Here is a 15863-nt window from a genome sequence, read left to right as displayed (position 1 = left end):
CGCCTCGAACGCTTCCGCGACGCGCGCCCACTCCGGCTTCTCCACCTGCTTCGCCATGCCCGGCAGCGTCCGCCGCGCGCCGCTACCCCGGCAATCCCTCACGGCACGTCGTTGGCCGGACGGTTACGAACCGGCGGGTGGCGACGCGCTACGAGAAGCGCGCCGCCAATTACTTGGTGATGGTCCTCATCGCCTCTATCCGCCTCTGGCGTGCGGACACTTCCTGGCCCAAGAAGGCTCCTGGCGAATACCAAGGCAGTGACATTACCCTGCTGGGCCATCCTCTACCGGTAGATCGTCAGCGCCAGGTGTCATTTTCTGAAGAGCCGTCAGCTTCTGAAGATCTCGCGAGATTATGTCCTTTGCACATTTCTCGCAGTAGTGGTCCCAGCTTCGCCCATTGCTGACCTTCAGTCTTGCGTCGCCGCGCTCGATCCGATGTTTGGAGTTTGCTTGGCAGTTATGTGCCCTTTGCGCGAAGTCAATGTTTGTTCTGATGACAAGGGATTTAAGACGGCCCATCAAACACCTCACTGATTGCAGCTGCTACCAACTCTTCGAATTGGCTCTCGACCCGTTCTAGATCGGATCGAGACAACTCTCCGCGCTGCCCAGCGCCTCTGCCGACTGCGGCATTGATTCTCTTGTCAATGGCAGACTTCATGATGATGAGGTTTGTTTTGTTTAGGTGTAGCTTGTCAAGTTCTCGGCCTTGGGAATTCACCTTCCGCTCGATCAATACTCTTGCCGCAGTGGTCATGACTCGTGCGTCAAGTTGTGAGCGTTTCGCCTGTCGCACACGCACCTTGGTGGTTGGGGTTGCCTCCAATGCACGTAAGGCGTCGACAATTTGCTCAGCGGTGAATCCCTCTGCCTTAAGAACTTGAAGCGCCGCAGTGGCCGCGTTGTTCTTCAGTAGTGGAATCTCCTCGAGAGAGACGTCCAGTTGAGCACGAATCTCGACGTCAGCTGGATGGCCGGTTTCGTCTTCATCCGCTGCCGGATTGAATTCTTTTTGATCTCGTGAATCCGCCGGATCAAAGTCTTCGGTCGGAAGCAACTGATCAAAGTAGCTTTGGTCTGCCTCGGTAAAACTACGAAAGTCTTCCCACTGACGAGCAATGTTGGCGCCTGCGTGAAAGACGACAACGCCGTGGTTGACGGGGTCGCCAGGAGTGTTCTGCTTGATTACGCGCATTACACGTCCAACAAACTGGACAAATGGCGAGAGATTGCTAAAGACACTGAGTACTGCGGCCACTGCCAGGAATGGGTGGTCAAACCCCTCGCCCAGTTTGCGCACTTGCACTATGACGTCGATTTGGTGCCTTGCAAGTTTGTCCATGACGCGGTCGTTGGCCGCGCCTCCTTCAGTGGAATGAACATAGTCAGCTTTGTATCCGCGCGCTCGGTATGCGGCTACAACCTGTGCGCAATGTTCGTAGTTCAGGGCGGAAGCGATTATCTTGAGCCGAGTTTCCCCCGTGTCCTTCCGAAGCCGGTTTAGTTCCTGGATGGATGCGTCGACGATTGTGCCCAGGGTTTCATGCGAGGTGACAATGCTGCGGCGGAAGCCTGCGTCGTCCTCGCCGAGGCGTCGAACCTCATCGAGACTAACGTCGACTTCCCTGCCGTCCTCTCGGCGAACATAACGCAAAGTGCGAGGATTAAGTTGGACGGCCTTGAGTCTCTTTACGTAGCCAGCCTGGATTGCTCGAAAAATTGAGTAGGAATAGATGACTCGACCGGCCATGATTTGGCCGTCGGCTCGCTGCGGCGTTGCGCTGAAATTGACGATGTTGGCGTGTGGAAACTTGGCCTTGAGTGTTGTCCAGCTCTCGGCAACGCTATGGTGGCCTTCGTCAAAGAGGATCAGGTCGAAGAAATCCGAAGGCAGATTTTTCAGCCACCGGTTATCTCCGCCACCCTGTAGTTGCTGGATGTTTGTGATGACGACATGGGCCTCATCGAGATCTGCAAGATTTACCTCATCTCCTCGAATGTAGACGGGTTCTGGGTATGGGGCGCCATCTAGTATTTTGCACTTCCGATAAAACATTTCGTCATTTGCGGGGTCAAACCCCTTTTCTAGTTGCCGCGCAATTGCCAAGCCTGGAGCCACAACTAGAGCGCGGCGGGCACAAAATGCAAATGGCGCAAGTGCGATGCACCCAGATTTTCCGCACCCGACGGGGAGAATGATCCCCACCTCGCGATTGCCATCCTGAGCTTCGCTTGCGAATTCGATCAGGCTTTGGAAGGCTTCGCGCTGTGGGTCGCGAATGTATTTATTGTCTTCAATTGATGGCTGTCTGTCTTGAAATGGATTTGTCATAGGTTTCCTGGTTTGGTGTCTTGGCCTGTCGGAGTTTCCTCCTCCGTTCGACACGTTTCCAGGCAATCATGGACTCTTCGAACGCGTCAACACGTCCATAGTAACACTAGAGAGGGATGCTCCATCATCGCACGTATGCCCACCGTGCTTGACCCAGATGTCGTTGCGAATCTTTGTGCTTGGTTGAGTGAATGACGACGCGGGAGGGGGTTGCTTTGACCCATGTCTGAGTTGACACTGCCTTGGTCAGGTGAACGGACTCTGCACAGGTGTAATGCCAAATTATCTGAATGGGCTCGACCGAGAATCCTACCCGTATTTACGCCCGATGGCAGGCGTGATGAGGCGTGCCGAGTGACGGCGCGCCCTGGGTGACTATGTCATCAAGAGAAGCCTGCTGACAGACTCACGCGGCGTCCCCCTTGGCCTCGTGGTCGCTGGCGTCAACACGAACGACTTCAAGTTGGCGCGCTCCACGCTTGAATCGATTCCACTCCGAAGGCCCCTGCCGAGTCGGAGCCGTCGTCAGACGCTGTGCGTCGACCTGGGGTATGCCTTCAGGCCCGTCCGCGAACTGGCCCAGGAATAGGGCTTCACGCTCCGGGTGCCGAGACGGCGCTCCCAGCTCCGTCCCAAGCAAGCACGGCGTCGACGCCCTTCGCTGCGATGGGTCGTCGAGCGAACCCACTCCTGGCTCAACCGCTTCCGACGTCTGCTCGTGCGCTGGGAGAAGCGAGAGGACACCTACGTCGCGATGCTGCACTTCGCGCTGGGCATCATCACTTGGTTCCACTCACTCCTGCCGAAATAGGCTCTTAGAGCCCAATCTCCAGACCTATGCCCGGGGCTACGGACCAGAGGGTCTTCCGCGAGTCGCTGCCCGGAAGCCACTCACCGACCACCTGAGCCCGGAGGAACTCCAGGAAGGTGATGCCCACGAGCGCATGGACCACCGGCCGTGAGCACGCGGTCACGTGGCTGGCGCCTCCATCCCGGCAGACGTTCGTCCCGTAGCCGTCGTTCGCGCTGAACAGCCATCCGGCACGAAGCGCAAGGCGGCTCTGGGAGAGGAAGGTCTGCTCGGCGCGGGGCTGGAACTCCAGTCCTCCCGCGAGGACCACGCCAAAAGGGTCGCTGCTACTCCCAGAAGAGAGAACGTCCTCGAGTCCCCGGAACCCGATTGCACCCGCGAACCTGAGCCCGGACGACAGCGGCATCTCGGAGGCCCCGACGCTCAAGCCCAGCTCGCTCTCCGTGGGCCCCATCGTGATGTGCAGGGACAGCCGCTGGGGCTCGTAGCTGATGCTGTCCACCGCGAGCTTGCTGGCGAAGCGGACCGTGGGCTTGTCGGCGGCGGGCTGCACCGCCGCGAGCCGGATGGCCGCGTCACCCAGCGCATGGCGGATTCGCAGGACGGCCTGGTCTCCTTGCCCCTTCGGGACGCCAAGGTCCCGGAACCCGAAGCCGTAGGCGCCCAGCAGCCGCATCGAATACGCCAACTCCGATTCGTCCTTGCGCTGCTTCCAGGCCGGCCACGTGTTGGGCTGGAGGCCCGGGACATGGGGCGGTGGCTGGCCCGCGATGGCGCGGTCACAGTGCGCGTTGCGCCAGGTGCCCGGGGGAACGGTACCTGCGGACTTGCTGCATGCGTCGTAGAGCTGGTCCAAGGACATCTGCAACAGCGCACGGAAGTCTTCCAGTGCTTCGCCCTGACACGCCTGCTCCGCGCTCGGTGATGAGTCGTAGACAGCGCTCATGCATGCGAAGGGCTGCCATCCGCCAACACCATCCATCGCCGCTGCGCGAGGCTGTTCCGCTTGGGTGCGCCCTTCCCGGAACGCGTCATCTATCATCCGCCGGGCGTCATACATGCCCAGGTAGAAATCGAAGACACGGAAGCTTCTTTCAAAGAAGCCCAGGAACGCGAAGAGGGGGGCACCGGCAGCAGGGAAGTGCCGACGGGGCAACGTGAGTCGCTTGGCGATCTCCGGCTCTTCCTCCAGCAGCATGGCCAGTTCCTTGGACCGCGCCGTGTCCACGAAGGCCGCCAGGATCTCCGCGAGTGTTCCAGGCAGCGAGACAGGTCCAGCGCTGGCCTGGGTGGGAGGCGCGACGGGGTACTCCGTCGCGTCCGGGTCGATAAAAGCGAACGCGATACCGGGAGGCGTCGTGCGCACATCGGGCTGTGGCACCGGACGCCACTCCAGCTTGCCGTCCGCGGTTTCGCGAAGGCCATCACGGGCGAGCCCCACGGCCAGACGCAGGGGCGTGTTGTCGAAGACGCCGCCATCGATGAAGAGTTCGCGCCTCGCCTCCGAAGGCAGACAGACCCCAGGCTTCGTGGCGGCGTTCGGCGCGCAGGTCCGCAGGGGTTGGGGCGGGAACGCGATGGGGAACGACATGGACGCGAGCAGCAATTCGCGCAGGTTCGCGAAGGGGATCTCCGCGTGCTCGTCCGTCTCAAGCAGCAGCTCCAGGCGTCGGCCTTCTCGCGTGGTGTAGTTGGTCGCGCGAGGAGGGCGTCCAGGCCCGCGTCCCTGGATGCGGATGGCGAATTTCTCTTCGAGCCGAGGTAGATCGAGCCGTCCGTTCGCGGCCTGAAGGGCACGAGGTGAAAGGCGCGTCGTTGAAACTCCGAGCACCACGTCGCATGAGCGGTCCAGGCCTCGGTTCCAGGCCTGTTCGATATGGGATGCGCGCCGTTCCAGCGCCTCCCGTGAGAAGACACCGAGCGGCGTCGTCGATGTCGGGATGAAGAGGTCGTTGAATCCGATGGGAACCCAGATGTCCCAGAACAGCGACTTGCCCGGGGTGGACGCATCCACGCCGCAGGTCGCCATGATCGCCAGCAATGCATTGAGGCTTCCCGCGGACGCGCCTGTCACGAGCCGCAGATCCACGGCGTGTTCCCCCTGGGAGGACGTCCCCGAGTAGTAAAGGAACCCGGCCTCATACGTTCCCAGGGACACGCCGCCACTCACCGTGAGCGACACGGCTTTGGAGGACGCGGTCTGGGACGCAATGAGTGGCTGGGCGCTCGTGTTCGAAGCAATCAGGAACAGTACGCAGGCAAGCAGGCGAACCATCAGGAACAAGGGGGAGCTGAGTTGCCAGATCTTCGGACTGACGACGATTCGCTTCTTAAGGTTTTAGGTGCGGTCTAGTTATTGGCAAGAGGCTTGTTGTTTTCGAGCGAGGAATAGAGGTCAACGAGAGCATTCTGTCGGATTTCTGAGTCAGGCGGAAGGCTGTCATCCAAAACTTCCAATAGGCTTCGCAGGCCGGATTCGTCGTTTTCAATCAGATATTGAAGAACGCGCGTCCAGATAAGGAAAGGGGTGCCTGTGAATGTTTCGTCTCCGAAATTGAGCGAAGCTGTCTTGCAAAGCGTGCGAATGTCGGAGAGCGCAGGGATTTGCCTTGAGAGCCCCTTGGCAAGCTTGCGAACAGTGTCTTGTCTGTTCTGCTCTTCCTCTGGAATTGCCTTTGGCAACTCAAACGAAGTGGGGCAGTATGTGCAACGAAATGTTCCGCCGTGTTCAAAGTCCCGCAATATGACAGCTTCGCACGAGGCGCAACGACGCACTTTGCTGCCGAGGAAGTTTCCGAGGGGAATGTTAGCTGCAAGAAAAGCTACGCATACGTCGGTGAATGCGTGGATTTCGGTTGGGAATCCACGTTTCCCGCTTACTTCGTTGCCGATGGTTTGGAAAACATCGAAGCGTTGTTTCCATTTGCCAAGTTTGCTTTGGACGGATTCCGGCTTGTTGCCTCTGAATATTTCGTTCGCGAGAACCTTGGAACTGAAAACCACTCTTCCGAGCGATGTGATTTCGCGGTAGGCCTTGTCGTCAGGGATAAGTCGCCTCGCGACTTCAGTGGCGTATTTGATGAGGGCTGAAATGATGGCTGCTTCACCAATCTTGGTTGCGCGTGCGTCGCCCTGATTGGTTATATTGAGGTGCTCGTCGACAATGTATTTGCAGAAAGTGACGATTGCGCGGGGGGATGTTCCTGCGAATAAAACAATGATTTCGGCTGCGGTGAGGCCCGCGAGCGAGGCCTCGCCGAGGTCGAATAGTTCGTTGATGCTCTGAAGCTTCCGATCCGAAAATGCCTGGATCCGGCTGTTGAGCATTGCAATGAGTTGGTCGTGCTTCCACTCGAGGTCTCGAGCGAAGATGCGATCCTCGCGTGCATTGGCTCGATACAGCGAACGGATACCATCCCAAAGAAAGAACTTGAACGCATAGTGGCGCTCAGGTCTGTCGAGTAGATTTAGGTTTGCGACGAGGGGGTGGACTAGGTTGTAGGTTGATGTTGCGTCGCGCTGTGTCCAGTGTGTTTCGTCTACTCTGTCTACAATGATGTAGATGGATTGATAGTACTGGCAGAGATTGTCGACCAGTCGAATAAAGTCTGTTTCTGGAGGGGCCGTTAGATCTCGGGTTTCATTTCGGAGTTCTATGATGGACTTGGAGAACTCAAGGCCAGCTTTGAGTTTCTCGGCTCCAAGTTCAAGGACCGTTGCGACAAGTGAAATGACAGGAGTAGCAGCAACAACCTTGCGTCCAAGGCTCTGAAACTGCTCCCATGGAGTCTTGAGTCGCTCAAGGTCTTGATATGCAGCAGTCGGAGAGCGCCCCCCCACGTATCGCGCGAAAGCATAGCGAATAAGTAGGCGGTCGCTATTGGAGATGGACATGTGGGGGATTGGCGATTGTGCTGCGGTGCTGATTAAATGGATGGTGAGTAGATAGTTGATTGCGGTGAGATGGTCATCAAGATCCCGCTTGGCTTGGTTTAGCCCCAGGCGAGCGAAATCGTCGTAAAGGACGGTGAGAACAGGGAGACGTCCATCGCCAAGCGGTTTTTGGGCGGAAGCCCGCTCGTCAAGCATTACCGCAAGGGCGGTTTTTCCCGCGCCGGTGGGGGCAAGAACAATTGCGCTCTTCGGCTCGTCTGGGCTTCCCCATAGCGTTTCAAAGTATGGCGGCGGCACAAAATAGCCTTCTAGTACAGTACGCTCGTCGCGAGCATTGACACTGGCAAACGGATGGCGCCCGTCAGGAAACCCTAAAAATGTAAGATACTCGCTCAGTGTAAGTGGTGCCATCGTCAAAGCCTCTTGTGGCTGTGCTGGATTGCGCTTGAAGTGCGGCTATTGTGCCTTAGATGGCCCCGTGGAGATAGTCATGCCTGGGGTGTGTTTGAGGGCTACACTGGCGCAAGAGGGGCCGGTGTTTGGATGGATAGATGCTCTCTGAGAACCGCGCGTTGTACGCGTAGTCTGCGACATGGGCCTATGGGCGTATAGAGGCTAAGGTCCGTCGGAAGACACCGAGGGTCTGCTGGGCGCATCGGTCCCAGGTGAACCGAGCCGCTCGCTCTCGTCCCAAATCCATGAGGTTCCGGCGCAGGTGCTCGTCCCGGAGAACTCGTAGCGTTGTTTCATGCCAGGACTTCGCGTCGTCGGGAGGGACTCGCAGCGCTGCGTCCCCTACGACTTCCGGCAATGCAGTCGTGTCCGCCGAGATGACGGAACACCCGGACGCCATTGCTTCCAGTGCGGGCAGTCCAAAGCCCTCGTACTTCGACGGCAAGAGCAGCGCAGTGGCCGCTCCGTAAAACAACGGCATCTCCGACTCCGGCAGTTGCTCCAGGTCGATGACGTTCTCGTGCAGTCCCACTTCGTGCGCCACCGCCCCTTTGCCCGCGAGCAGCACCAGCGGCACCGGTAGCTCCGGCGCGAACTTGCCCAGCATCGCCAGGTTCTTGAACGGCTTCGCGTTGCCCACGACCGCGATGTACCGCTCCGGCAACTCATGCCGCTCACGGAACGCCTTCGCCTCACTCACCGTTGGCGGCTGGAACCTCGAATCCACGCCGTTGTGGATCACCTGGAACCGGTACGGCGACATCTTCAGATACTTCCCCAACTCCTCCCGGGAGAAGTCAGACACCGTAATCAACGCGGTCGCCAGCCGCGCCCGAGGCCCCACCACCGCCTTGTAATAAATCGCCTGCACCGGCGTGTACTGGTCCGCCAGCGCCAGGTGGTTCGCGTCGTGCAACGTCGCCACCAGCTTCCCCGGCCAGAACAGCGGCAACGAGAACGACGTCGCGTGGAACAGGTCCGGCTTCAGCTTCGCCAACTCGTACGCCAGCAGTGGCTGCTCGGTCGGTGACAGATACCCCGCCCTGGACCTGTGCAACGGAATCGTCGGCATCAGGTCGCCCAGGTCATCCGGCAGGCCCTTCGCCGGCACCAGCGCGGAGAACTCCAGGTCCGGGGCCAGGGCGGGCAGCCGGCGCGCCAGCTCCAGCGCGTACCTCGCGATGCCGTGGAGCTGACCGCGCACCATTCTCAAGTCGAGCAGGACAGAAGGCACGCTCCCTGGCCTACCACACGCCGCCTTCCCCCCGCACCGCCGCGCCAGTGCTAGAAGGCCCTCCCGTGAAGGTCGCCCTCGTCCACGACTGGCTCGTCACCCACCGCGGCGGAGAACGCGTCCTCGACGCCCTCTGCGAACTGTTCCCCAGCGCGGACCTCTACACCCTCATCCACCAGCCGGGCAGCCAGTCCCCGCGCATCGAGGACCGGCGCATCACCACGTCGTTCCTCCAGCACATCCCGGGCATCCACTCGCGCTACCGGCACTTCCTGCCGCTGTTCCCCCGCGCCATCGAAGCCCTGCGCATCACCGGCGACTACGACCTCGTCCTGTCCTCCAGCCACTGCGTCGCCAAGGGCATCCACGCGCCTCCCGGCGTGCCCCACCTGAGCTACGTCCACGCTCCCATGCGGTACATGTGGGACCTGTTCGACGAGTACTTCGGCCCCGGCCGCACCCGCCTCCCCGTGCGCGCCGCCGCCCTCGCCGTGCGCCCCTACCTCCAACACTGGGACCGCACCTCCACCCAGCGCGTGGACCGCATCGTCGCCAACTCCCAGCACATCGCCGGGAAGATCCGCCGCTTCTGGGACCGCGACGCCTCCGTCGTCCCGCCCCCCGTGGAGCTCGAACGCTTCACCCAGGTGCCGCTCGAAGGGGGAGGACAGGGCGGCTACTTCCTGTGGCTCGGAGCCTTCGCCCCCTACAAGCGCCTGGACGTCGCCCTGGATGCCTTCCGCACCCTGGACACGCCCCTGTGGGTCGTGGGCACGGGGCAGGAGGCCTCGCGCCTCACGTCGGGGCCACTTCCGCCCCACATCCGGTTCCTCGGCAACGTGCCGGACAGCGCGCTCCCCGCCCTCTACCGCGACGCCCGCGCGCTCCTCTTCACCCCCGAGGAGGACTTCGGCATCACCCCCCTGGAGGCCCAGGCCACCGGCCGCCCCGTCATCGCCTTCGGCAAGGGCGGCGCCCTGGAGACCGTCACCTCGAAGACGGGCCTCTTCTTCCCGGAGCAGACCCCCGCGTCCCTCGCCGCCGCCGTGCGCCAGTTCGACGCCTGGGAGCAGTCATTCCGCCCCGAGGACGCCCGCGCCCAGGCCGAGCGCTTCAGCCGCGCCCGCTTCCAGCAGGCCATCGAGGCGGAGGTAGAGGCCCTGCTCGGCATGTCCCCGTCCTCCCCATCGGTGTGACAGCGCTGTCCGCGCCGTCCCCAGTTTCCCGAGGCCTGCCTGCCCGGCGGGACGTCTTGTGTCCGCTGCCCTCCGGTGCAACCCCTTGGTTTCACGGAAAAACACGTGATAGGACGCCGCGCCGGGGGAGGGGCCCGGGCGCTTGAGGGCTCCCGGGGCTCAGGGTGCGTGTCTTGCATCCGACGGACGGTCCTCGTCCCCCGTCAGGAGTCACCGCGGTGTTTGGTCGCCTGCAGCGCTTCTACACGTCCATCAAGGTCGCCGCCGACGCGGGGATGCTCGGGGTGGCGTTCGTGCTCGCGTACTTCACCCGCTTCAGCGGCGTGTTCCCCATCACGGAGGGCGTCCCGCCCCCGGGTGAGACGTTCGTCTCCCTGGTGATGGTGCTGGTCATCTTCCCGATGACGTTCCAGCGGGCCCGGCTGTACGCGACCAACCGCGCGCGCTCGCACATGGGGGAGCTGTTCGAGCTCTTCAAGGCCACCATCACCGCGACGCTCGTGCTGGTGGCGGTGACGTACTTCATCCGCGAGCGCTACTCGCGCCTCACGCTGGCCATCTTCGTCGTCTACGCCTTCACGCTCATCGCGCTGTCGCGCATGGTCATGCGCCACCTGCTCAGCGAGGTGCGCCGGCGCGGCTACAACCTCAAGTCCATCCTCGTCATCGGCGAGGAGGAGCTGGGGCTGCGCACCATCGAGACCGTGGAGAGCCACCGCGAGCTGGGCTTCCGCGTGACGGGCGTGTTGTCGCTGAAGGAGGAGAAGGTCGGCCAGTGGGTGGGCGGCGTGCGCGTGGTGGGCCACGTGGGCGAGGTGGAGTCCTACCTGGATGCCCACCCCGTGGATCAGGTCATCATCGCCGTGCCGCTGGAGGACCAGGCGCGCGTGAAGCCGCTGATGGAACAGCTGGCGCTGCGCACCGTGGACGTCAAGGTGGTGCCGGACCTGTACCAGTACATCACCCTGTACGGCGGCCTGGAGGAGTTCGGCGGCCTGCCCATCATCAGCCTCCAGGGCGACCCCATGGACGGCTGGAGCCGCGTGGCCAAGCGCGTGTTCGACGTGCTCTTCTCCCTGGTGGCCATCGCCGTCAGCGCGCCGATGATGGTGTTCACCGCCCTGCTGGTGCGCCTCACCAGCAAGGGCCCCATCCTCTACCGCCAGGAGCGGATGGGCATGGACGGGCGGACCTTCGCCATCCTCAAGTTCCGCACCATGCGCGTGGACGCGGAGGTCCAGGGCGCCACCATGGCCAGCGCGGTGGACGCTCGCCGCACGCCGGTGGGCACGTTCCTGCGCAAGTACTCGCTGGATGAGCTGCCCCAGTTCTTCAACGTGCTCCGGGGCGACATGAGCCTCGTGGGCCCGCGTCCGGAGCGGCCCGTCTTCATCGAGGAGTTCAAGCGCCAGATTCCGCGCTACCACCTGCGTCACAAGGTGAAGGCCGGCATCACCGGCTGGGCGCAGATCAACGGCCTGCGCGGCCAGACGTCCATCCAGAAGCGCATCGAGTACGACCTGTACTACATCGAGAACTGGTCGCTCCTGATGGACCTGAAGATCCTCCTGCGCACCGCGCTGGGCGGGTTCCTGTCGAAGAACGCGTACTGACCCGGGCGCCACCGGGCAGGCGAGCAGGACGGGTGCGCAGGTCGTATTCGTGCGCACCCTCTCATTGGCACCGCGAAGCCGTTTAGACTGCGGGCCGACATGGGCGACAAGCTGGGATTGACGCTGGTCCGCAAGGGCCTCCTGACGCAGGCGCAGCTCGACCAGGGCATGAGCGCTCAGCTCGTGCATGGAGGCCGGTTGGGCTCCCGGCTCGTGGAGCTGGGGTTCCTCGACATCGAGACGGTGGGCATGGTGCTGGGCGAGCTGACCCGGTTGCCCGTCGCGATGGAGGCGGACTTCGACGCCGTCACGGACGCGACGCTGAAGCTGCTCAACGCGGATCAGGCGGAGAAGCACCAGGCGTTCCCGCTCGCGGTGGAGGGCCGGCGGCTGAAGGTCGCGATGGCCAACCCGTTGGATCTGCAGACCACGGATGCGCTCGGGTTCATCACCGGCATGCGCATCGTCCCGTACGTGGTGCCGGAGCTGCGGCTCTTCCACTACCTGAGCAAGCGCTACGACATCGACCGGCCGACGCGCCCGCTGAAGCCGGCCATTCCGTTGCCCGCGCGCCGTTCGGTGTCCATGGCGGCGGTGGCGCCTGTCGCCCCTGTGTCCATGGCGGCGCCGGTGGTCGTGCCGCCGCCGGCCGTGCCGCCTCCGCCCGCGCCCGTGCGCGCGGAGCCGGAGGTCGCGGGGATGTTCGGCGGGCTCGCGCCGGGACAGTTCCTCAGTGATGACTCGGAGGACTCCGAGGCCGACGCGGACATCGCCGACGCGGCCATCATCGGCGAGGAGCTTCCGGACATCGTGATGGGCGAGCCGGTGCGGGCTCCGCCTGTCATTGAGGCGGCTCGGCCCGGTGGGAGTCCTCCGGCCGCGCCGCCGCGATTGGCGGCACAGCCTCCGGGCTTGGTGGCCCGGCAGGGTGCGGCGGGTGGGCTTCCGTCGGCGGCTCCGGGGATGCCGGTGGCTCCGGGAGTTGCTCCGCCTGGGGCTGCGCCGATGGGCGTTGTGCCTGGAGCGGTTCCGCCAGGCGCGGGAATGCCTCCGCGTGTGGCGCCTCCGCCGGGGGGGCCGCCTCCCGGGATGATTGGACGGGGCGGGCCCGTGCCTCCGGCGGCTCGGCCTTCCGCGACGGGGATCCCCGCTGTGCCGAAGACGCCGCCTCCGGGCATGCGTCCCGCCGCTCCTGGTGTGCCGGGGCCGCGACCCGTGGGGCCTCCGGGGGCACCGATGCCGCCGGGGATGGTCCGCGCGGGGCCTCCGCCGGGAGTTCCGGGCATGCCGCCGGGAGCGGCGCCTCGGCCGCCTCCGGGCATGCCCGCGCCGGTGATGATGACTCCAGGTGGCGCGGGGCCTGTTCCTCCGGGGCAGCGTCCTCCGACCGCGCCTGGGGTTCCCGGTGTTGGGACTCCTCCGGGTGCGCGTCCGATGGGGCCTCCGGGCGCCATGCCGCCGAATGCCGTGCAGGGACGTCCTGTCCAGCCGCCTCCTCCGGGTGCGCCGCCGCGGCAGGGGCCTCCCTCTGGAGTCGTGCCTTCGGTGGCTGCTGGCGCACCGGGTGTCGCCGTGCCTCCTCCCGGTGCTCCTGCGTTCGTTCCGCCGCCTCGTCCAGGTGCTGTCGCCGTACCTCCGGCCGCGATGGCCCAGGGTGCGACGAACGTGCTGTCGCCCGCGACAGCTCACGGGATGTCTGGTCCGGCGAATGGAATCCAAGGCCTGTCTGGGGTAGCGAATGCCGCTCAAGGCAGTGTGCCTGCCATTGCGCCTCAAGGGCTGTCTGGGGAAACGAGCGCCTCCGTGGGCCTCGCTCCAGCTGCTGCGCGAACGGCCCAGGCTTCGCCAGTTGCGGGGTCTGCGCTGGCAGGGATTCCCCAGGACGTGGCGGGTGCCTCAATTCCTGTCATGGAGCGGCCTTCCGGTGGAGCCCAGCCCCCAGCGGCTCGACGTCCTTCCGGAGTGACTCGAACCATCACGGCGGCCGTGGCTCCCGCGGTGGCCTCCGTCGAGGAAGTCCCGGTAGCCAGTGTTTCGGTGCCGGACCTCGGAGGTGAGTGGGGCGATGCATTCACTGTTGCCGCTCCAGCGAAGCAGGTGGCTGCGGACGTCGCGGATGCACCGTTGACTGTGAGGGCAGACGCCGCCATCGCCACGCTCGCCCCGAGTCCGTCGTTGTCCGAGCTGGTGCTGGACGCCGAGCTTCTCGCCGACGCCGACGTCAGTCCGAGTCCCGAGCCGCTCGACGTTGCACCTGTCGCGGCCGCTCCCGAGAAGGCGTCCGAGTCCGCGGCGATCCTGACCGGGGATGATCTCTCCGACGACATCCTCGAAGACGTGGACGCCGTGGCCGCGGAGCTGCCGGCGGCGACCGCTGCGGAGGCCGCGGACATCCTCGACGTCGAGGACGTGATTTCCGCCGAGCCACACGAGGCGCGGGTTGCCGAAGCCTCGGACGTCCTCGAAGTCGAAGCGGTGATGGCCGTCGAGCCTCAGAAGGCCCAGGTTACCGAAGCCTCGGACGTCCTCGAAGTCGAGGACGTGATTGCCGCCGAGCCGCACGCCGCCGAAGCCACGGACGTCCTCGAAGTCGAAGCGGTGATGGCTGCCGAGCCACACGAGGCGCGGGTTGCCGAAGCCTCGGACGTCCTCGACGTCGAAGCGGTGATGGCTGCCGAGCCACAGGAGGCGCCGGTCGCCGAATCCACGGGCGTGCTCGAAGTCGAAGCGGTGATGGCCGCCGAACCGCACGCGCCTCAGGCCCCCGAAGCCACGGGCGTGCTCGAAGTCGAAGCAGTGATGTCCGCCGAGCCGCACGCGCCTCAGGCCCCCGAAGCCACGGGCGTGCTCGAAGTCGCAGGCTTGATGGCCGCCGAGCCCCACGAGCCCCAGCCCATTCCCGAGGCGGAACCCGTCTGGGACGCCGCGCCTGACGCAGCCACGGCTGTCGCGAAGGGATCACCCGCGCAGGAATCCATCACCACGCCTGACGCCCCGAAGGATGGCGGGCTGTTGGAGGCGCCGGAGCTCGCGGCCGTCCCGGAAGCGGCCGTCGCCGTCGAATCCCCGAAGCCGGAGAGCCTCCCTGAGGAGTCGTCCGTCTCCACGACGCCTTCGCCTGAAGCGAACGTTCCGGAGGCGTCTGTCATTGCCGCAGCCCCAGCCACGCAGGACGCCGAGGCCGACGCGCTCGAGTTCAGCCTGGCGGGAGACTCGCAGAAGCCCTCCGCGTCTTCGGAGGCCGAGTCCTGGCAGGTCGCCGCCGCACCGAAGTCCGACTCCGTGAGCACCGCTCCTCCGGCGGAGGCCCCCAGCCCCGCGCCCACCGAGGAGCATCGAGGCGAAGTTCCCCCGGAGTTCGAGGTCGCCCTCGTCTCCCACGCGGAAATGGCACCCGAACCTGTCGCCACGCCGACGCCCGCTGAAGAGCCCGTGGCCCTGCCGAAGCCGCGCCTCGTGGCCGCGCCTCCAGCGCCCGTCCGCGACCGGACGCCCATCGCGCTCGACGACCTGCCCACCTCCACCGAGGAACCCATGCAGCTCGCCTCCACGTGGGAGTTCGTGGGCTGGCAGGGTGGCGGGGAAGGGGAGGGCGCCGTGGGCCACAACCCGGAGACCACCTGGGCGGACCGCGTCGTGGACCTGGACGTCCCCGCCGCCGCGCCCGCTGCGCCCGAGGACGGCGTCGCCCTGGCCTCCGCATGGGAGTTCATGCAGCAGCCGTGGCAGCCGCAGGCCTCCGAGCAGGTCGATCCCGCCCAGGCCCTGCTCGCCGCCGCCAGCGCGTCCACCGACACGCCGACGCACGGTCCCGCCGTCTCCGCGGAACAGGTCCTCTCCGCGCTCGACACGTCGGACTCGCAGGGCATGGTCGGCAAGGTGCTGCTGGCCTACAGCGCGGGCCGCTTCCGCCGGGCGTTCCTCCTGGGGGACAGCTTCGGGCTCGCGCGCGTGGGCCGTGCCTGGGGTCCGGGCAGCGACCGTCCGGAGGTCACCGCGCTCAAGGTGGACCTGGACGCGCCGTCCCTCTTCACCTCCGCCCTGAACGGCCCCAGCCCCAGCGTCTTCAGCGCCCCGCAGGTGCCTCAGGACGAGGCCATCTTCTCCGCGCTGTGCGGCGAGTCCGAGTCCCACCTGCTCGTCTTCCCGCTGCACGCGCGCGGCCAGCCCGTGGCCTTCTTCGTCGCCGAGCACGGCCCCTCGCCCCTGGAGGTCGCCATGCTGGAGGAGCTGGGCCGCATCGCGGACCGGGCCGTGGAGATCTGCACCCGCCTCCATCGCTTCCCCTGAAACAGGAAGGGCTCCGGAGCTTGAAGCCCCGGAGCCC

7 protein-coding genes and 1 pseudogene are annotated in these 15863 nt (G+C 64.6%); 4 read left to right on the top strand and 4 right to left on the bottom strand.

The window, feature by feature from the left end; genetic code table 11:
* Positions 1–508 precede the first annotated feature (508 nt).
* Positions 509–2335, bottom strand: a complete 1827-nt coding sequence (locus D7Y11_RS24285; RefSeq protein WP_126934907.1) for a DEAD/DEAH box helicase — start codon at positions 2333–2335, stop codon at positions 509–511.
* Between the two features lie 367 nt (positions 2336–2702).
* Here D7Y11_RS24285 and D7Y11_RS45360 point away from each other — a divergent pair.
* Positions 2703–3146: pseudogene (locus D7Y11_RS45360) on the top strand (IS5 family transposase).
* Positions 3147–3150: 4 nt separating this feature from the next.
* On the opposite strand, the gene D7Y11_RS24275 reads toward D7Y11_RS45360, so the two are convergent.
* The 3 genes from D7Y11_RS24275 to D7Y11_RS24265 all read right to left on the bottom strand — a co-directional run bounded on the left by D7Y11_RS24275 (position 3151) and on the right by D7Y11_RS24265 (position 8700).
* A complete protein-coding gene (locus D7Y11_RS24275; RefSeq protein WP_233607380.1) occupies positions 3151–5421 on the bottom strand; it encodes a patatin-like phospholipase family protein in 2271 nt (756 codons plus the stop codon).
* 74 nt (positions 5422–5495) lie between these two features.
* Positions 5496–7451 carry a hypothetical protein gene (locus D7Y11_RS24270; RefSeq protein WP_126934905.1) on the bottom strand — a complete coding sequence of 652 codons (1956 nt, stop codon included), beginning with the start codon at positions 7449–7451 and terminating at the stop codon, positions 5496–5498.
* A gap of 187 nt (positions 7452–7638) precedes the next feature.
* Positions 7639–8700 carry a glycosyltransferase family 1 protein gene (locus D7Y11_RS24265; protein WP_233607381.1) on the bottom strand — a complete coding sequence of 354 codons (1062 nt, stop codon included), beginning with the start codon at positions 8698–8700 and terminating at the stop codon, positions 7639–7641.
* A gap of 92 nt (positions 8701–8792) precedes the next feature.
* On the opposite strand from D7Y11_RS24265, the gene D7Y11_RS24260 reads away from it, so the two are divergent.
* The 3 genes from D7Y11_RS24260 (at position 8793) to D7Y11_RS24250 (ending at position 15826) form a co-directional block, all read left to right on the top strand.
* Positions 8793–9923: a glycosyltransferase gene (locus D7Y11_RS24260; RefSeq protein WP_126934903.1), complete on the top strand. Its 1131-nt coding sequence runs from the start codon at positions 8793–8795 to the stop codon at positions 9921–9923.
* A gap of 218 nt (positions 9924–10141) precedes the next feature.
* The gene (locus D7Y11_RS24255; RefSeq protein ID WP_120596788.1) at positions 10142–11536 is read left to right on the top strand and encodes an undecaprenyl-phosphate glucose phosphotransferase; all 1395 of its coding nucleotides are present in this window, start codon (positions 10142–10144) and stop codon (positions 11534–11536) included.
* Between the two features lie 99 nt (positions 11537–11635).
* On the top strand, positions 11636–15826 hold the full coding sequence (locus tag D7Y11_RS24250; protein ID WP_126934902.1) for a hypothetical protein: 4191 nt from the start codon (positions 11636–11638) through the stop codon (positions 15824–15826).
* Positions 15827–15863 lie beyond the last annotated feature (37 nt).

This window comes from Corallococcus sp. AB018 (assembly GCF_003986945.1).
GTDB lineage: Bacteria > Myxococcota > Myxococcia > Myxococcales > Myxococcaceae > Corallococcus > Corallococcus exiguus.
This window is presented reverse-complemented; position numbering and strand designations above follow the sequence as displayed.